18 protein-coding genes are annotated in these 16,913 nt (G+C 56.3%); 13 read left to right on the top strand and 5 right to left on the bottom strand.

Going from position 1 to position 16,913, the window contains the following annotated elements; translation table 11 throughout:
- The first annotated feature begins 57 nt into the window (after positions 1 to 57).
- The 5 genes from endA to ruvX all read left to right on the top strand — a co-directional run bounded on the left by endA (position 58) and on the right by ruvX (position 3,685).
- Complete coding sequence (endA, locus tag WFO64_RS11665; protein WP_337011826.1) at positions 58 to 762, top strand: deoxyribonuclease I; 705 nt, start codon at positions 58 to 60, stop codon at positions 760 to 762.
- A gap of 70 nt (positions 763 to 832) precedes the next feature.
- Entirely contained in the window at positions 833 to 1,564 is a 732-nt protein-coding gene (rsmE, locus tag WFO64_RS11660) for a 16S rRNA (uracil(1498)-N(3))-methyltransferase (RefSeq protein WP_337011824.1), read from the top strand.
- Positions 1,565 to 1,670: 106 nt separating this feature from the next.
- Entirely contained in the window at positions 1,671 to 2,615 is a 945-nt protein-coding gene (gene gshB, locus WFO64_RS11655; RefSeq protein ID WP_337011822.1) for a glutathione synthase, read from the top strand.
- Between the two features lie 87 nt (positions 2,616 to 2,702).
- Complete coding sequence (locus tag WFO64_RS11650; RefSeq protein ID WP_013358975.1) at positions 2,703 to 3,266, top strand: YqgE/AlgH family protein; 564 nt, start codon at positions 2,703 to 2,705, stop codon at positions 3,264 to 3,266.
- Positions 3,266 to 3,685, top strand: coding sequence for a Holliday junction resolvase RuvX (gene ruvX / locus WFO64_RS11645; protein ID WP_337011819.1), 420 nt, complete (start codon positions 3,266 to 3,268; stop codon positions 3,683 to 3,685). Before WFO64_RS11650 ends, ruvX begins: the two co-directional genes overlap by 1 nt.
- Positions 3,686 to 3,690: 5 nt before the next feature.
- Here ruvX and WFO64_RS11640 read toward each other — a convergent pair whose 3' ends face one another.
- On the bottom strand, positions 3,691 to 4,686 hold the full coding sequence (locus tag WFO64_RS11640) for a type IV pilus twitching motility protein PilT (protein ID WP_337011817.1): 996 nt from the start codon (positions 4,684 to 4,686) through the stop codon (positions 3,691 to 3,693).
- 14 nt (positions 4,687 to 4,700) lie between these two features.
- On the opposite strand from WFO64_RS11640, the gene WFO64_RS11635 reads away from it, so the two are divergent.
- From WFO64_RS11635 to hemW, 4 genes are read left to right on the top strand one after another with little or no spacing between them, the layout of a single operon-like run.
- Positions 4,701 to 5,408: a YggS family pyridoxal phosphate-dependent enzyme gene (locus WFO64_RS11635; RefSeq protein WP_337011815.1), complete on the top strand. Its 708-nt coding sequence runs from the start codon at positions 4,701 to 4,703 to the stop codon at positions 5,406 to 5,408.
- A 12-nt stretch (positions 5,409 to 5,420) separates the two neighbouring features.
- A complete protein-coding gene (locus tag WFO64_RS11630) occupies positions 5,421 to 5,975 on the top strand; it encodes a YggT family protein (RefSeq protein ID WP_039388228.1) in 555 nt (184 codons plus the stop codon).
- Between the two features lie 21 nt (positions 5,976 to 5,996).
- Entirely contained in the window at positions 5,997 to 6,590 is a 594-nt protein-coding gene (locus tag WFO64_RS11625) for an XTP/dITP diphosphatase (protein ID WP_337011812.1), read from the top strand.
- A complete protein-coding gene (gene hemW, locus WFO64_RS11620) occupies positions 6,583 to 7,722 on the top strand; it encodes a radical SAM family heme chaperone HemW (protein WP_337011810.1) in 1,140 nt (379 codons plus the stop codon). The genes WFO64_RS11625 and hemW overlap by 8 nt, the downstream gene beginning before the upstream one ends.
- Before the next feature lie 50 nt (positions 7,723 to 7,772).
- On the opposite strand, the gene WFO64_RS11615 is transcribed toward hemW, so the two are convergent.
- From WFO64_RS11615 to trmB, 3 genes are all read right to left on the bottom strand, one after another.
- A complete protein-coding gene (locus WFO64_RS11615) occupies positions 7,773 to 8,489 on the bottom strand; it encodes a DUF2884 domain-containing protein (RefSeq protein ID WP_337011808.1) in 717 nt (238 codons plus the stop codon).
- 68 nt (positions 8,490 to 8,557) lie between these two features.
- Positions 8,558 to 8,884, bottom strand: coding sequence for a YggL family protein (locus WFO64_RS11610; RefSeq protein WP_285087790.1), 327 nt, complete (start codon positions 8,882 to 8,884; stop codon positions 8,558 to 8,560).
- Positions 8,884 to 9,603, bottom strand: coding sequence for a tRNA (guanosine(46)-N7)-methyltransferase TrmB (trmB, locus tag WFO64_RS11605; RefSeq protein WP_337011804.1), 720 nt, complete (start codon positions 9,601 to 9,603; stop codon positions 8,884 to 8,886). The genes WFO64_RS11610 and trmB overlap by 1 nt, the downstream gene beginning before the upstream one ends.
- Positions 9,604 to 9,757: 154 nt before the next feature.
- On the opposite strand from trmB, the gene mutY reads away from it, so the two are divergent.
- From mutY to mltC, 3 genes are read left to right on the top strand one after another with little or no spacing between them, the layout of a single operon-like run.
- Positions 9,758 to 10,843, top strand: coding sequence for an A/G-specific adenine glycosylase (gene mutY, locus WFO64_RS11600; RefSeq protein ID WP_337011802.1), 1,086 nt, complete (start codon positions 9,758 to 9,760; stop codon positions 10,841 to 10,843).
- Positions 10,843 to 11,115, top strand: coding sequence for an oxidative damage protection protein (locus WFO64_RS11595; protein WP_090965909.1), 273 nt, complete (start codon positions 10,843 to 10,845; stop codon positions 11,113 to 11,115). The genes mutY and WFO64_RS11595 overlap by 1 nt, the downstream gene beginning before the upstream one ends.
- Before the next feature lie 54 nt (positions 11,116 to 11,169).
- Complete coding sequence (mltC, locus tag WFO64_RS11590; RefSeq protein ID WP_337011796.1) at positions 11,170 to 12,249, top strand: membrane-bound lytic murein transglycosylase MltC; 1,080 nt, start codon at positions 11,170 to 11,172, stop codon at positions 12,247 to 12,249.
- An 850-nt stretch (positions 12,250 to 13,099) separates the two neighbouring features.
- Here mltC and WFO64_RS11585 read toward each other — a convergent pair.
- Positions 13,100 to 15,253 (bottom strand): ornithine decarboxylase, encoded by a 2,154-nt coding sequence (locus tag WFO64_RS11585; protein ID WP_337011794.1) that lies wholly within the window; start codon positions 15,251 to 15,253, stop codon positions 13,100 to 13,102.
- Positions 15,254 to 15,818: 565 nt separating this feature from the next.
- Between WFO64_RS11585 and acuI the strand changes: the two genes are divergently transcribed.
- The gene (acuI, locus tag WFO64_RS11580) at positions 15,819 to 16,802 is read left to right on the top strand and encodes an acrylyl-CoA reductase (NADPH) (RefSeq protein WP_337011792.1); all 984 of its coding nucleotides are present in this window, start codon (positions 15,819 to 15,821) and stop codon (positions 16,800 to 16,802) included.
- Positions 16,803 to 16,913 lie beyond the last annotated feature (111 nt).

The following is a 16,913-nucleotide window of genomic DNA, read 5'->3' as shown; positions in this document are numbered from 1 at the left end:
CTATTCCACATTCTGTTAATCTGCCGCCCTTTTTCTAACTAAATAGAAATCTGGAATATGTCTCGCATAATTACTCTTACGGTTGCGCTGCTGTTCGTGCCCGCCGCTAACGCCCTCAACCTGAATAACTATCATCAAAATAATTTTCAGCAAGCCAAAACCTTTGCAGCAGCAATCAACGCCGATGCACCAGGTTCTTTTTACTGTGGCTGTAAGATTCATTGGCAGGGGAAAAAAGGCATTCCCGATCTCAATAGCTGCGGCTATCAGGTTCGCAAAAACGCCAATCGCGCCGCACGCATTGAGTGGGAACATGTGATGCCGGCCTGGGAGTTTGGCCATCAGCGCCAGTGCTGGCAGGAGGGTGGCCGTAAAAATTGCAGCAAGGATGCCGACTATCGCCGCATCGAAGCTGACCTGCATAATCTTCAACCTGCGGTGGGCGAAGTGAATGGCGACCGTGGTAACTTCGCTTATAGTCAATGGAACGGCAGCGAGAAGCAGTATGGCCAGTGTGAGATGAAGATCGACTTCAAACTCAAACAGGCGGAGCCACCCGCGCGCGCGCGGGGAGCCATTGCCCGTACCTATTTCTACATGCGTGACCAGTATCATCTACGTATTTCGCGCCAGCAGACGCAGCTGTTTACTGCCTGGAACACGCTCTATCCCGTATCGAAATGGGAGTGCGAACGCGACCAGCGCATTGCGAAGGTTCAGGGCAATCACAATCCTTATGTGCAGCAGGCTTGCCAGCACTAAAAACCCTGCCCTACACTAGCTGTTTTTCCAATGACGCCGCTGCAGCACGGCGTCCGGTCTCAGGAACCTTATGCGCATACCTCGCATCTATCACACCGGGCCATTAAGCACCGGCAGTGAAATTACCCTGGATGAAGATGCATCCAATCATGTAGGCCGGGTACTCCGGATGACGACAGGTCAGCGTCTGGAACTCTTTGATGGCACTAATCTGACTTTTGCTGCAGAGATCACGCATGTCGATAAAAAGCGTGTAAAAGTATCGGTCACAGCGAGCCAGCCGGACGATCGCGAGTCGCCTTTACATCTGCATTTGGGTCAGGTGATGTCGCGCGGTGAAAAAATGGAATTCACTATCCAGAAATCGATTGAACTTGGCGTAAATGTCATTACACCCTTGTTTTCCGAGCGCTGTGGCGTAAAGCTTGATGCTGAACGTCTGGCTAAGAAGATCCAACAGTGGCAGAAAATTGCTATTGCCGCCTGCGAGCAGTGTGGCCGTAATCGCGTGCCGGAGATTCGTGAAGCGATGACGCTGGAAGCCTGGTGTGCGGAAGCTGACCGCGGTCTGAAGCTCAACCTGCATCCACGCGCCAGTCACAGCATTAATACGCTGCCACAGCCTGTTGAGCGGGTACGGCTACTGATTGGCCCGGAAGGCGGATTGTCAGCCGACGAGATTGCGATGACGGCGCAGCATGATTTTACTGACATTCTGCTTGGCCCACGGGTACTGCGTACCGAAACCACCGCGCTGACGGCCATTACGGCACTTCAGGTGAGGTTTGGCGACCTGGGTTAAGCGATACTTTCAGCGGGGAGAAAGCAGGCATGATGTCCTGACCAATCGGCCCACTGCAGACCGAACCAGACGAGGCGGTAAATGCCGCCTTACCGAGGAGATAATAATGATTAAACTTGGCATCGTAATGGACCCTATTTCGTCCATCAATATCAAAAAAGACACCAGCTTCGCCATGCTGCTGGAAGCACAGCGCCGTGGTTACGAAATTCACTACATGGAGATGCACGATCTCTCAATGCGCGGTGGCGTGGCGTCTGCCCGTACCCGCCTACTCAGCGTTGAACAGAACGCAGATAACTGGTATCAGTTCGGCTGCGAGCAAGTGATCCCGCTGGCGGACCTGAATGTGGTACTGATGCGTAAAGATCCCCCATTCGATACCGAGTTCATCTATGCGACCTACATTCTGGAACGTGCTGAAGAGCTGGGTACCCTAATCGTTAACAAACCGCAGAGCCTGCGTGACTGCAACGAAAAGCTCTATACCGCCTGGTTTGCCGAGTTTACGCCTGATACCCTGGTGACCCGCAGCAAAGCGCAGCTGCGCGCCTTTTGGCAGGAGCATGGCGACATTATCATGAAGCCGCTGGATGGCATGGGTGGCGCCTCGATTTTCCGCGTGAAGAAAGATGATCCAAACTTTGGTGTAATTACCGAAACCCTGACCGAGCATGAGAGCCGTTTCTGCATGGCGCAGAACTATATTGCAGCGATCAAAGAGGGTGACAAACGCGTGCTGGTCGTGGATGGCGAGCCGGTGCCTTACTGCCTGGCACGTATTCCGCAGGGCGGTGAAACACGTGGTAACCTTGCCGCGGGTGGTCGCGGTGAAGCGCGTCCGCTGAGCGAAAGCGACTGGGAAATTGCGCGCCGTGTGGGTCCGACGCTGAAAGCAAAAGGGCTGATTTTTGTCGGTCTGGACATCATCGGTGATAAACTGACTGAAGTTAACGTGACCAGCCCAACCTGCGTACGTGAAATTGAGGCTGCGTTCCCGATCTCCATCACCGGCATGTTGATGGATGCCATTGAGAAACGCCTGGGCTGAGCATGACGCCGGGGCGAGGCTCCGTGATCAACCCAATACCGGTGCGGACGTCGCGTGCCGGTTATTTTTTTGGTGCATCGTGTGAGAATGAATTTACAACATCACTTTTTGATTGCCATGCCTTCATTGCAGGATCCTTTCTTCAAACGTTCTGTGGTTTATCTCTGCGAACACAACGAAGAGGGTGCAATGGGACTGATCATCAATAAACCCATGGAAAACCTGACGGTAGAAGGCATTCTGAAGAAGCTGAAAATCTCTGCCGACGATCGCGATCCAGCCATCAGGCTGGATAAACCGGTGTTCACAGGCGGTCCGCTGGCGGAAGATCGCGGCTTTATCCTGCACTCAGCACAACGCACTTTTACTTCCAGTATTCGCGTCTCAGATAACACGATCATTACCACCTCCCGTGACGTGCTGGAGTCGATCGGTACCGCGTCTCAGCCCACCAATGTGCTGGTAGCACTGGGTTACTGCGCATGGGAAAAAGATCAGCTAGAGAATGAGCTGATGGAAAATGCCTGGCTAACCACGCCAGCCAACAGCAACATCCTGTTCCAGACGCCTATTTCAGAGCGCTGGCGCGAAGCGGCGCGCAGTATTGGCGTCGATATTCACAACATGGCCAGCGACGCCGGACACGCCTGATGTCAACTCAAACTCTGTTAGGTTTCGACTTCGGCACCAAAAGTATTGGTGTCGCCATAGGGCAGGAACTCACTGGCAGCGCCCGTCCGCTGACTGCGCTGAAAGCGCAGGATGGCACCCCGGACTGGCTGGCAATCGAAAAGCTGCTGAAAGAGTGGCAGCCCGATTTTGTGGTGGTAGGTTTACCGCTAAACATGGATGGCACTGAGCAGCCGTTAACGGCTCGCGCGCGTAAATTTGCTAATCGCCTGCACGGTCGCTTTGGTATCCGGGTCGAGTTGCAGGATGAACGACTCAGCACGGTAGAAGCGCGTGCTGGCCTGTTTGAACGCGGCGGCTACCGCGCACTCAATAAGGGATCGGTCGATTCGCAGTCCGCTGCCATCATTTTGCAGGACTGGTTCGAAAACCATTACTGACACCCTCACTCAATCAGTCCGGCTGCCTGACGCGCCAGCCGACTCTGCTCAAACGTCTGCATACCGGCCTGTGCGCCGGTCTGTAACAGTGCAGGGATCTGGTGCATCTTGCCTTCTCTGATCAAATTCGTGATGCCGGGTGTCGCGACCAACACTTCAAACAGTCCGATGCGCGATTCGGCAATAGCAGGCACCAGCCGCTGCGCAATCACCGCTTTCAGGCTGCCCGCCAGCTGTGTACGCACCAGTTGCTTCTCCTCCGCCGGAAAGACATCCACCAGCCGATCCACTGCCTGTGCCGCGCCACGCGTGTGAAGCGTTGCCAGCACCAGATGGCCAGTCTCCGCCGCCGTCAGCGCCTGACGAATGGTGTCACTGTCGCGCAGTTCGCCCAGCAGAATGACGTCGGGATCTTCACGCAGCGCCGCCTTTATCCCCAGCGAAAACGAACCACAGTGCAGGCCAATTTCGCGCTGTTGGATCAGCGACTGCTGGCTGTGATGGATAAATTCAATCGGGTCTTCCAGCGTGATGATATGACGCGCCTGCTGACGGTTCAGCGCATCAACCAGTGCCGCCAGCGTGGTAGATTTGCCGCTGCCGGTCGCGCCGGTCACCAGAATCAGTCCATCCTGCTGCTCAAGAAGCGCCGGGACAATGTCGGGCAGTTGCAGGCTCTCCAGCGTTGGGCACACCGTGGCTATTATACGTAGCGCCAGCGACAGGCCATTGCGCTGCATAAACAGATTCGCACGCAGACGCTGGCCGTCGGCCAGACTCAGGGCGAAATCGAGCTGCCCTGCGCGCTCCAGCTGCAGACGCTGAGGGGCACTGAGCCAGCGTGCCATAAACTGCTCCATCCAGTCCGCAGAGAGCCTGGCCTGCTGCGGAATCGTCTCCAGCCTTCCCTGCCGCCGCCAACAGGGCAAATGTCCGCTGCAAAGGTGCAGATCGGCGGCATTATGCTTTACACTAAGCCCCACCATTTCATCCAGATTCATAATTTCTCCTGACTATGACCTCAATCCAGCAGAACCTACAGCAAGTACGGCAACGAATCGCTGCCGCTGCCGCGCGTTGCGGCCGCACACCAGAAGAAATTACCCTGCTTGCAGTCAGTAAAACCAAACCTGCGAGCGCGGTCGAAGAAGCCTTTGCCGCTGGCCAGATTGCCTTTGGTGAAAATTACGTCCAGGAAGGGGTTGAAAAGGTTCAGGTACTGACCGCACATCCTGAGCTGGAGTGGCACTTCATCGGCCCGTTGCAGTCCAATAAAAGCCGTCTGGTGGCGGAAAATTTTGCCTGGTGTCACACCATTGACCGTCAGCGCATTGCGCAGCGGCTAAACGATCAGCGGCCTGTCACTCTGCCACCGCTGAATGTGTTAATTCAGGTAAATATCAGTGACGAGAACAGCAAATCTGGCATCATGCTGGAGGCTGTTTCCGGCCTGGCTGAACAGATCGCAACCCTGCCGCAACTGCGTCTGCGCGGATTGATGGCGATTCCGGCGGCTGAGAGGGATTACCCGCGGCAGCTGGCGGTGTGTCAGCAAATGGCGGATGCCTTCCGGCAGTTGCAACAGCAGTATTCGCACATTGATACGCTTTCACTGGGAATGAGCGATGACATGGAGGCGGCAATCGCTGCAGGCAGTACGATGGTGCGTATCGGCACCGCCATTTTTGGCGCACGAGATTATGCGCAAAACTCACAACAATAATAGAGGAACTTCATGTTAACACTGACGTTTTTAGTAAAAACGCTGATCGATCTCTACGTCATGGTGCTGCTGTTACGCATCTGGATGCAGTGGTCCCGCTGCGATTTTTACAATCCAGTGGCGCAGTTTGTCGTAAAAGTGACACAGCCGATTGTTAAGCCGCTCCGCCGCATACTGCCGGCGCTGGGACCGATTGATACCGCGTCGCTGCTGCTGGCCTTTGTGCTGACCACGCTGAAATACCCGATTTTATTACTGATTCAGGTGGGCGTCTTCTCGGTCGACCCGACCAATCTGCTGGTCGGCCTGCTGTCGCTGGTCAAATCCGCCGGCTATCTGGTCTTCTGGGTGATTATTATTCGCTCCCTGATGAGCTGGATCAGCCAGGGCCGAGGTCCTGTCGATTATCTGCTGGTGCAGTTAACCGAGCCGATGATGGCACCTATTCGCCGTATTCTGCCTGCGATGGGCGGCATCGATTTCTCAGCGATGATCGTCATCCTGGTGCTGTATGCCCTGAACTTTCTCGGCATGGACCTGTTCCCGGGTCTCTGGTATCTGCTGTAAATGAATCAAACTGGAACTGTTATGCAAAAAGTTGTCCTGGCAACCGGCAATCCCGGCAAAGTGCGTGAACTGGCGGAGTTACTCTCCGCCTTTGGTCTGGATATCGTCGCACAAACCGACCTTGGGGTTGAATCGGCGGAAGAGACCGGCCTGACCTTTATTGAGAACGCGATTCTCAAAGCGCGTCACGCGGCACAGATCACCGGCTTACCGGCCATTGCCGATGATTCCGGTCTGGCCGTTGACGCACTGGGCGGCGCGCCCGGCATCTACTCGGCGCGCTACGCCGGTGAGGGAGCCAGCGATCAGCAGAACCTGGGTAAGCTGCTGCAGGCGCTGGAAAACGTGCCGGACGGTCAGCGCCAGGCGCAGTTCCACTGCGTGCTGGTCTATCTGCGTCATGCGGAAGATCCGACCCCGCTGGTGTTCCATGGCAGCTGGCAGGGTGAGATCACCCGCTCGGCCACTGGTGCCGGTGGCTTTGGCTATGACCCGATTTTCTCTGTACCGGCGCTGGGTAAAACCGCGGCCGAGCTCAGCAAAGCGGAGAAAGGTGCTGTTTCTCACCGGGGTAAAGCATTGACGCTATTGCTGGAAGCGATGCGTAATGCCTAATCTGCCGCCGTTGAGTCTCTACATCCACATTCCATGGTGCGTACAGAAGTGTCCCTACTGTGATTTTAACTCCCACGCGTTGAAAGATGAGGTGCCGCACGTTGAATATGTGCAGCACCTGCTGCGCGACCTGGAGATCGATTTACCGCTCATCAATGGCCGGAAAGTCCGCACGATCTTCATTGGTGGTGGCACGCCCAGCCTGCTGAGCAGTAGCGCGATGCAGATGCTGATGGATGGCGTGCGGGCGCGTCTGACGCTATCGGATGATGCGGAAGTGACCATGGAAGCCAATCCTGGCACCGTGGAAGCGGACCGGTTCAGCGCCTATCAGCGCGCCGGTATCAACCGTATTTCCATTGGCGTACAGAGTTTCAGTCCGCAAAAGCTGCAGCGTCTTGGCCGTATTCATGGCCCGGAAGAGGCGGTTCGCGCCGCTGAACTGGCAGAGTCGCTGTCGCTGCGCAGCTTTAACCTCGACCTGATGCATGGCCTGCCCGATCAGTCGCTGGAGGAAGCGCTCGACGATTTACGTCAGGCGATTGCGCTGAATCCTCCGCATCTCTCCTGGTATCAGCTCACCATTGAACCCAACACCCTGTTTGGCTCACGTCCGCCGGTGCTGCCGGATGATGATGCACTGTGGGATATTTTTGAACAGGGCGATCAGCTGCTGCGGGCCGCCGGTTATCAGCAGTATGAAACTTCCGCCTACGCGAAGCCGGGTTATCGCTGTGAACACAACCTCAACTACTGGCGCTTTGGCGACTATCTGGGGATTGGGTGTGGCGCACACGGCAAGCTGACGCAACCGGATGGCCGCATTGTCCGCACGGTGAAAACCCGTCATCCGCGTGGCTTCATGCAGGGTAACTACCGCGAAAAGCAGTATGAGGTTGCCGACAACGACAAGCCGTTTGAATATTTCATGAACCGTTTTCGCCTGCTGGAGGCCGCGCCGCGCGACGAGTTCAGCCGCTACACCGGTTTGTCAGAACAGGTGATCCGTTCGCAGATGGATGCCGCAATTGGTGCCGGTTACGTGACCGAAACCGCTGAGCAGTGGCAGATTACGGAGAAAGGGAAGCTGTTCCTGAATTCGCTGCTTGAGCTGTTTTTAGCGGAAGAGTAAGCGTGGAAGGGTAAAAAAAGCGCCTCAGCCCGTCAGGCTGAGGCGTTAACTTATTTTTTCAGTGCGCGGGTAAGCTGTTTACGCTGATCTTCCAGCGAAATAACGCGATTACACACTTCGTGTCCGAAGTTCTGGAAATCCTGCTCCTGCTTGCTCCACTCAGCCTGAATCGACTGTTGCAGACCGCCCAGATTGCCCATAATCGCCTGTAGCGGATTACTGCCACCGCTGCCCTGCTTACTGCCCATCTCATTCAGACTATCCTGCATTACGCCGCCCAGCGTCGACTGCACCAGCCTTTCACCTTCGGCGCGCACCTGATCAATCGCCTGATGGTGGAACGTCAGACCGTCTTCACGGTGTTCAATGATGCGGTTCATCTGCTGTTTCAACTGGCCATTCAGCGTGGTCAGGCGATTACGCACGTTGCTGTCGGTGCCCAGTTTTTCAACGATGACCCGATCCAGTGCCACACGCCCTTTCTCCAGACGGGACGTCGCCCCGCTGTCAATCCACGGCAGATCGCGACGCAGCGCGTTCTGATAGTCGATCGCTTTCTGACGTTCAGCGATATCCAGCGAAACTTTCTGGCCGTTGAACTGCACGTCGCCCTGCGGCGAGATTTCCATATTGCCACTGGCACCGACCACCTGCACACTCTGCGGCCTGATGACCACATCGTCCTGCGGCTTAACGCTGCATTCATACGCAGCCTGAGCCTGAGTCGCTGCCATCAGCAGCACAGCAAGAAGCGCTTTACGCATCATATAAACTCCCTAACATCTGGTCTGTAACCGTTCAGAGATCGGGCCTCAGCCCGACGCTGTGTGACGACTTAGTCCCACCAGACGTCAAAGAGTTCAGTCATCTGCACGTCCTGCAGCTTGCGCTCTTCCAGCCATTTGCGGACCAGCGCCCGATGCTCATCGGTACATTTGCCGGTTTTCTGCAGGCAAACCAGACCTTCCCACACCAGGTAACCACTGCCATCAAAGGCCAGACCGTTAGGGTCGATCGCTTCATTGATGAACTGGTTCAGCGTCTCATCAATTTCACTTTCGCTGGTGCCTTCCGGGAAGCGCCAGGCAACCGAGAAACCCAGTTCCTGAAACTCGTCGATGTGCAGTTTTTTACGTAATCGGCGGCTGCGTTGTGTGGCCATTATTTCACCCTCTCAAACATTAAATCCCATACGCCGTGGCCTAAACGCTGCCCGCGCTGCTCAAATTTGGTCAGTGGACGCGTCTCGGGACGCGGCACATAATTCTGTTGCTCAGACTGGTTGCAGTAGCCATCAATGCTGTTCATCACTTCAAGCATATGCTCCGCGTAGGCTTCCCAGTCGGTCGCCATGTGGAAGACGCCGCCCAGCTTTAGTTTGCGCATCACCAGCTCGGCAAAGGGCACCTGGACGATACGGCGTTTGTTGTGCCGCGCTTTATGCCACGGATCGGGGAAGAAGAGCTGGACCATGCGCAGCGAGTTATCCGGAATCATCTTCTCCAGCACTTCTACCGCGTCATGACACATCACCCGCAGGTTCTGTACATCCGCGTCTTTGGCGGCGGCCAGACAGGCACCCACGCCCGGCGCATGCACTTCAATGCCCAGGAAGTTCTGATGCGGCGTGTTCTGCGCCATGGTCACCAGAGATGCGCCCATACCAAAGCCAATTTCCAGCGTCACCGGGGCCTCGCGGCCAAACAGCGCGGGCAGATCAATCGGCTCCGGCTGATATTCCACCCCCATGACTGGCCACAGGGTGTCCAGCGCCTGCTGCTGGCCTTTAGTTAAGCGACCCTGGCGGCGCACAAAGCTGCGGATCCGGCGTAATGGCCGCCCGTTCTCATCAAATTCTGGGGTGATGACGTCATTAATCATGTAAAAGCCTGCTGGTTAGCCTGTTCCGGGAAACGGGCATTATGCAAAGTTCATAAGCAGAAGCAAGCCTTTGCAATCTTCCGGTTTACACCCAGGTGCGCATGTGCTGGAATTCCTGCCTGAGTGTAGAGTAAACACGGAAAATTTCCTTCTTATGATGCAAGCGCCGCAGTTCGCGCAACAGGTGCTGGACTGGTATCAGCGCTTTGGTCGCAAAACCCTGCCGTGGCAGCTGGAAAAGACGCCTTATAAAGTGTGGCTCTCGGAAGTCATGCTACAGCAAACCCAGGTTGCCACGGTTATTCCCTATTTTGAACGCTTTATGGCGCGCTTCCCCACGGTCACCGATCTGGCTGCAGCTCCGCTGGATGAAGTGCTGCATCTCTGGACCGGCCTCGGCTATTACGCCCGTGCGCGTAATCTGCACAAAGCCGCAAAACAGATTGTCGAGGTTCATCAGGGCGAGTTCCCGCGTAATTTCAATGATGTCTCTGCCCTGCCCGGCGTTGGCCGCTCCACGGCGGGCGCAATCCTGTCGCTGTCACTGGGGCAGCATTTCCCGATTCTGGATGGCAACGTCAAGCGCGTGCTGGCCCGTTGCTATGCCGTCAGCGGCTGGCCGGGTAAAAAAGAGGTCGAAAAGCGGCTCTGGCAGATCAGCGAAGAGGTCACACCCGCCGAGGGCGTCAGCCAGTTTAATCAGGCGATGATGGATCTGGGTGCTATCGTCTGTACCCGCTCCAAGCCGAAGTGTGATCTCTGCCCGCTGAACAGTGGTTGTGAGGCGTATGCCAACAGCAGCTGGGCGAGCTATCCCGGCAAGAAGCCTAAGCAGGTGCTGCCGGAGCGGAGCGGCTGGTTCCTGATGATGCAGGATGGCGATGATGTCTGGCTGGAGCAGCGTCCGCCCGTGGGTTTATGGGGGGGGCTGTTCTGCTTCCCCCAGTTCACCACCGAAGCGGCGCTGACCGACTGGCTGGCGGCGCGTGGCATTCATGCAAAACCGCAGCAGCTCACCGCCTTTCGTCATACCTTCAGCCATTTCCATCTCGATATTGTGCCAATGTGGCTGGCGTGGCCTTCTGTCGGGGCGGCGATGGATGAAGCAGGCGGTCTCTGGTATAACTTAGCGCTGCCACCATCCGTGGGTTTAGCCGCACCCGTTGAGCGCCTGTTACACGAGCTGCGCCACCCCCGACAACTGGCTTTGAACAGTTGTGAGATTAATGAGGAAGAATAATGAGCCGCACCATTTTTTGTACTTTTTTACAGCGCGACGCGGAAGGGCAGGATTTTCAGCTCTATCCGGGCGATCTGGGTAAGCGCATTTACAATGACATCTCTAAAGAAGCCTGGCAAAAATGGATGGCGAAACAGACCATGTTGATCAACGAGAAGAAGCTCAACATGATGAATCCCGATGATCGTAAAGTGCTGGAGAAGGAGATGATCAATTTCCTGTTCGAAGGTAAAGACGTTCATATCGAAGGCTATACACCGCCAGAAGCGTAAACATTCCGGGCCTCATCGCTGAGGCCGGTCATCCAGGTCAGGCTTGCACTCCCAATGAATAAAAAATTAATCGCCCTGCTGGTGATAGCACCACTTTTGGTTTCCTGCTCCGGGTCAAAGAATCAGCAGTCCCACGAGGAGTGGGTAAAAGATACCAACGGCTTTGATATTCTGATGGGGCAGTTTGCTCACAATATTGAGAATATCTGGGGTATCAATGAGGTCCTGATCGCTGGGCCTAAAGATTACGTCAAATACAGCGACAATTATTACACCCGCAGCCACATCAACTTCGAAAGCGGTAAGCTGACCATCGAGACGATTTCTGGCACTGATCCGATGGCCAGCCTGCGTCAGGCGATCGTGACCACCCTGTTGATTGGTGAAGATCCGGGTAATGTCGATCTCTACTCTGACGCCAATGACATTGAGATCAGTAAAGAGCCGCTGCTGTATGGTCAGGTGCTGGATAATACCGGTCAGCCCATTCGCTGGCAGGGCCGCGCTGAAGCCTTTGCAGACTATCTGATCCAGAATAAATTGCAGCGCCGCACCTCGGGCCTGCATGTGATTTACACCATTTCGATTCCGATGGTGCCGAACCACCTGGATAAGCGTGCGCACAAATACCTGCCGATGGTGCGTAAAGCCGCGGAACAGTATGGTGTCGATGCCTCGTTGATCCTGGCGATCATGCAGACCGAGTCGAGCTTTAACCCCTACGCCGTAAGTCATTCTGATGCACTGGGTCTGATGCAGGTGGTGCAACATACCGCCGGCGTTGACGTGTTCCGCATGAAGGGGAAATGGGGCAAGCCGAGCCGCAGTTATCTGCTGGATCCGGAGAACAATATCGATGCCGGTACAGCATATCTGTCGCTGTTGCAGCGCAGCTATCTGGGCGGTATTCAGGATCCGCTGTCACGCCGCTATGCAGTGATCACCGCCTATAACGGTGGTGCGGGCAGCGTGTTGCGCGTCTTCTCCAGCGATAAAGATCGCGCGTTCTCAATGATTAACGGCATGTCACCCAACAAGGTTTATTCGACCCTGGCGAATCAGCATCCGTCGGCCGAGTCACGGCGTTATCTGTATAAGGTGAGTACCGCGCAGAAGAGTTATCGGGGATTCTGATCGGAGCTGCTGTAGCGGGGGGTTGTTCGCTGCGCGAACGGGCTCTGAGAAGGGTTTCGTTCGCCTGATCAGTTGGGCAGTTTCAGACATGCCTCTGCAGGCGACCGACAAGGGGCGCCAGTCGCCGCGCCCCTTGCCCCCCGGCTCCGGCCTGCTTCACCGCCGCTTCGCGGTTCCTTCGCGTCTTCCGGATTTCTCACGGACCGGCAGGACGCGCCATCCCTGGCGCGAACCCGCCTCTTCGCGACATCCCTGTCGCTCGTCCTGAAATCCCTCATCCGCTCAGCGGCTCTGACGGCCTCCCTACCCCCCTGCTGTTATCTCTTCTTTCTATGTTGGGTACTTTATCGCTGTGGTTTTTTTGGGACTGGCTTTGACTGTGGCTTTAAGTCCAGCAGACTACACAGCACCACAGTTAACACAAAGAAATCACAGGCAGGGGTTTCTCAAAGGCATCCGAAGCGCTGAGGAACAACCGGAGGCAAGGATGAGCCGACAGGACGTCGGCGAAAGGACAGTTCGCGCCAGGGATGGCGCGTCCGGACGGTCCGTCGGCCGCAGGGCGTGACGAGGGTACCCCGCAAAGCGGGGCGCGCAGGCAGCCGGACGCCGGGATTGTTAAGGGGCGGGCGTACGCCCCTTAACGCGTCCGCCTGCACCGAGAACCTGAAACTGCCCATCGCCTGGCGGGCGAAACCTTCTCCGTGCCAGCCCGCTGCAAGCGAAACCTTCTCCGTGCCAGCCCGCTGCAAGCGAAACCGTCTCAGTGCCAGCCCGCTGCGAAGCGTGCCCCGTTCGCGCAGCGAACCAAAGGCAGGCGGGCCGCTCCCCGCCTCTGCCCCCGCTCAGATCAGCGCCCCACCATCATATTCGCCACCAGATACTTCCGTCCCTGTTCATCCTCCTCGGTATAAACACCCTGCAGTTCGGGCGAGAAGCCTGGCAGCAGATTAAGCCCCTCTTCCAGCGCAAGGAAGTAACGCTGCACCGCGCCGCCCCAGACTTCACCGGGCACCACGCACAAAACACCTGGTGGATAAGGCAGCGCACCTTCCGCGGCGACCCGACCCTGGGCTTCGGCTATCGGCACCAGCTCCACTTCGCCGCGAATATAGGCCTGATGCGCATCCTGCGGATTCACCCTGACCGGCGGGAACTCCGCTGCCCGGAACATCAATCGCTGCAGATCCTTGACGTTATGGCTGACGTAAAGATCGTGCATCTCCTGACAAAGGCGACGCAGGGTATATCCGGCATAGCGCTCGGCGTTTTTACGGTAAATGGTCGGCAACACTTCGGCCAGCGGCGCATCCTCTGTGACGTGCTGCTCAAACTGCGCCAGCATCGCCACCAGATTCGCCATCTTCTCCGGGCTCTCTGCCGGGGTCAGCAGGAACAGGATTGAATTGAGATCGCACTTCTCAGGCACAATGCCGTTCTCACGCAAATAGTTCGCCAGAATGGTCGCCGGAATCCCGAAATCACTGTATTCACCGCTGGCCGCATCAATCCCCGGCGTGGTTAGCAGCAGCTTGCAGGGATCCACCCGATACTGATCGCGCGCATAACCGGCGAAACCGTGCCACTGAGCCTGCGGTTCAAAGCTGAAGTAGCGCAGATCGCGGGCGATGGTCTCTGTGGGCGCATCCTGCCAGCGCTGACCATCCACCGTTTCCAGCACAAACGGCAGGATCATTTCACAGCGGTCCAGGATTGCTTTGCGCGCCTCGATACCCAGCGTGACGCACTCATCCCACATGCGTCGCCCCGCTTCGCCCTGATGCATTCTGGCGTTGATATCCAGCGCGGCAAACAGCGGATAAAACGGACTGGTTGATGCGTGTAGCATGAAAGCGTTATTCAGTCGCTTGTGCGGGCAGAAGCGCCGCTGTCCACGAATGTGATTATCTTTTTTGTGGATCTGCGAAGTCTGTGAAAAACCTGCCAGCTGCTTATGCACTGACTGAGTGACAAAAATACCGGGATCATTCTCATTTAGCTGCAGGGTCAGTGGCGAACAGCTTTCCATCAGTGGAATGAACTGCTCATAGCCGAGCCACGCGGAATCAAACAGGATGTAATCACACAGATGACCGATGCGATCCACCACCTGACGCGCGTTGTAGACCGTACCGTCATAAGTGCCCAACTGAATGATCGCCAGACGGAAAGGTCGTGCCTCAGCCGCGCGCTGCGGAGCTACTGCCGCGATCTGCTCACGCAGATAAGCCTCATCAAAGCAGTGCGCGTCAATACCACCAATAAAGCCGAAAGGATTGCGCGCCGCTTCAAGATAAACCGGTGTCGCGCCTGCCTGAATCAGCGCGCCATGATGGTTCGACTTGTGATTGTTACGGTCAAACAGCACCAGATCGCCCCGGGTCAGCAGCGCATTGGTCACCACTTTGTTAGCGCTTGAGGTGCCGTTGAGCACAAAGTAGGTTTTATCGGCGTTAAACACTTTTGCCGCATATTTTTGCGCATCTTTAGCTGAGCCTTCGTGGATCAGCAGATCGCCCAGTTTGACGTCGGCATTACACATATCCGACCGGAAAACATTCTCACCATAGAAGTCATAAAACTGTTTGCCCGCCGGATGTTTTTTAAAGAACGCGCCGCCCTGATGGCCGGGACAGGCAAAGGTGCTGTTCTGCATATCGACATAGCGGGTCAGCGTCTCGAAAAAGGGTGGCAGCAGTGCCGCTTCATACGCCTGCGCAGCCGCTTCAAGGGCGATCCACGCCTGCGGATCACCATCCAGCTCCCCGCTGACGCCGGGCAGATGCATGACTTCTTCTTCAAACGCATTAGCGACAAACACCGGCAGATTAAAGCCGGTGTGACGCAGGAGTGCCAGCACACCGCTGCGGGTATCCGCCAGCGAGACGACCACCGCCGCCACATCCGTAAAGTCGGTGTTATCCAGCGTCACCACATCACGCGCGGTGTTCAGGGTCAGATTGGGTGCTACAGCGGCGCTGGCAGCAATTTTCAGTGGAGTCATAACAGAATCCCTAACGTCAGGGAGGAGGTGCCAGAGGCACAATTATGGGGACAGCGCCCCGGCGAATAATTAACAGTCAGAAGGCATTCCGCAGCCGATGGAGAGCAGATCCATAGCGGCTGCCTGGCTGGCCTCACCGCATGGTGGATAACGAAGATAGCGGAAAAGAGGAAAACCCGGTGTGCGCCGGAAAAAGCGAACGGTAATCCGGGCGGATGCACGGTGAACCGGACATGGGGACGTCCTCTGCGATAAAGAAGCTGGGTCAAAAAGTGGCGGTCATAATGTCATCTTTTTTATGCACGGACAACCCGAACCAGGCAATTATTCAGCCACCCGATAAAAACATAACAATATGATTTTTATACACTATTTATCTTAATAAATTCGTAATACGACTAATTATTTGAATTATATGCTGATTTATGCAGCGGGCACACTGCAGTTGTCAGCCTGCTTTTACGGTTCTGCCGTCTCCTTCCCCCGGAGAGGCGGCCATTGCCCTACCGCATTGTCTCTGCCAGGCGTAAACTGCTCTCCTCTTTCCCACTCTGCCGGAGGCTGCATGTTCAAGGCACTGGTCATTGAAAATGACGAACAGGGTTACCGTTCCCTGCTGAAAGATCTCCCCGAATCTCAACTACCCGATCACGATGTCACGCTCGACGTCAGCTACTCATCCCTGAACTACAAAGATGCCCTGGCCATCTGTAACAAAGGCCCGATTGTGCGCCAGTTCCCGATGGTGCCGGGTATCGATTTTGTGGGGCGGGTGACGGCCAGCCGCCATCCCGACTGGAAAGAGGATGATGTGGCGCTGCTGACGGGCTGGGGTGTGGGCGAAAAACAATGGGGCGGCCTGGCTCAGAAAGCCAGCGTCAGCGGCGACTGGCTGGTCCGTGCACCCGCCACGCTGAGTCCGTTGCAAACCATGGCAATCGGTACCGCGGGACTGACCGCGATGCTCTGCGTGATGGCGCTGGAAAAACAAGGTATCACGCCTGAACATGGGCCGGTGCTGGTGACCGGAGCCAGCGGCGGCGTCGGCAGCTATAGCGTCAGCCTGCTGGCGCGTATGGGCTATCAGGTGATCGCCTCCAGCGGGCGCGCCAGCGACCACGCGTATCTGATCGACACGCTGGGCGCGGCATCAGTCATTGACCGCGATGAACTCTCCCAGCCCGGTAAGCCGCTGGTAAAAGAGCGCTGGGCCGCCGCGATAGACAGCGTAGGCAGTCACACCCTGGCGAATGTGCTGGCCGCCACCCAGCGGGATGGCGCAGTTGCCGCCTGCGGGATGGCGCAGGGACTCGACCTGCCAGCCAGCGTCGCACCCTTTATTTTGCGTGGCGTTACGCTGGCCGGTGTTGATAGTGTGATGTGCCCGAAACCGCTTCGTCAGCAGGCGTGGCTGCGACTCAGTGAGCTGATGGATAGCGAACGACTCAGCAAGCTGAGCCGGGTGATCCCGCTCAGCGAAGCCAGAGAGGGCGCACAGGCATTGCTGGATGGCAAAGTGCAGGGTCGCCTGATTGTCGACTGCCGTTAATCCGCTTTTGAAGGCGCGTTTCTCGCATCAAATAGCTCACAAAACCCATTCACGGTGAATCTGGCCGCAACGTATAAATTCAGAGCGCAGGGAACAGGATCAGAGGAGGAA

It is taken from the genome of Pantoea sp. AS142, assembly GCF_037152305.1.
In the GTDB taxonomy this organism is placed as follows: domain Bacteria; phylum Pseudomonadota; class Gammaproteobacteria; order Enterobacterales; family Enterobacteriaceae; genus Pantoea.
The sequence above is the reverse complement of the archived record's forward strand: the minus strand, read 5'-3'. Positions and strand labels throughout refer to the sequence as shown.

Bases quoted from the DNA above. Each gene is read 5' to 3' on its own strand.
- hemW (WP_337011810.1), top strand. From the start codon at position 6,583: ATGCCTAATCTGCCGCCGTTGAGTCTCTACATCCACATTCCATGGTGC.
- WFO64_RS11625 (WP_337011812.1), top strand. From the start codon at position 5,997: ATGCAAAAAGTTGTCCTGGCAACCGGCAATCCCGGCAAAGTGCGTGAA.
- rsmE (WP_337011824.1), top strand. From the start codon at position 833: ATGCGCATACCTCGCATCTATCACACCGGGCCATTAAGCACCGGCAGT.
- WFO64_RS11650 (WP_013358975.1), top strand. From the start codon at position 2,703: ATGAATTTACAACATCACTTTTTGATTGCCATGCCTTCATTGCAGGAT.
- mutY (WP_337011802.1), top strand. From the start codon at position 9,758: ATGATGCAAGCGCCGCAGTTCGCGCAACAGGTGCTGGACTGGTATCAG.
- WFO64_RS11635 (WP_337011815.1), top strand. From the start codon at position 4,701: ATGACCTCAATCCAGCAGAACCTACAGCAAGTACGGCAACGAATCGCT.
- ruvX (WP_337011819.1), top strand. From the start codon at position 3,266: ATGTCAACTCAAACTCTGTTAGGTTTCGACTTCGGCACCAAAAGTATT.
- WFO64_RS11610 (WP_285087790.1), bottom strand. From the start codon at position 8,884: ATGGCCACACAACGCAGCCGCCGATTACGTAAAAAACTGCACATCGAC.
- WFO64_RS11630 (WP_039388228.1), top strand. From the start codon at position 5,421: ATGTTAACACTGACGTTTTTAGTAAAAACGCTGATCGATCTCTACGTC.
- mltC (WP_337011796.1), top strand. From the start codon at position 11,170: ATGAATAAAAAATTAATCGCCCTGCTGGTGATAGCACCACTTTTGGTT.
- WFO64_RS11615 (WP_337011808.1), bottom strand. From the start codon at position 8,489: ATGATGCGTAAAGCGCTTCTTGCTGTGCTGCTGATGGCAGCGACTCAG.
- gshB (WP_337011822.1), top strand. From the start codon at position 1,671: ATGATTAAACTTGGCATCGTAATGGACCCTATTTCGTCCATCAATATC.
- trmB (WP_337011804.1), bottom strand. From the start codon at position 9,603: ATGATTAATGACGTCATCACCCCAGAATTTGATGAGAACGGGCGGCCA.
- WFO64_RS11595 (WP_090965909.1), top strand. From the start codon at position 10,843: ATGAGCCGCACCATTTTTTGTACTTTTTTACAGCGCGACGCGGAAGGG.
- WFO64_RS11640 (WP_337011817.1), bottom strand. From the start codon at position 4,686: ATGAATCTGGATGAAATGGTGGGGCTTAGTGTAAAGCATAATGCCGCC.
- WFO64_RS11585 (WP_337011794.1), bottom strand. From the start codon at position 15,253: ATGACTCCACTGAAAATTGCTGCCAGCGCCGCTGTAGCACCCAATCTG.
- acuI (WP_337011792.1), top strand. From the start codon at position 15,819: ATGTTCAAGGCACTGGTCATTGAAAATGACGAACAGGGTTACCGTTCC.
- endA (WP_337011826.1), top strand. From the start codon at position 58: ATGTCTCGCATAATTACTCTTACGGTTGCGCTGCTGTTCGTGCCCGCC.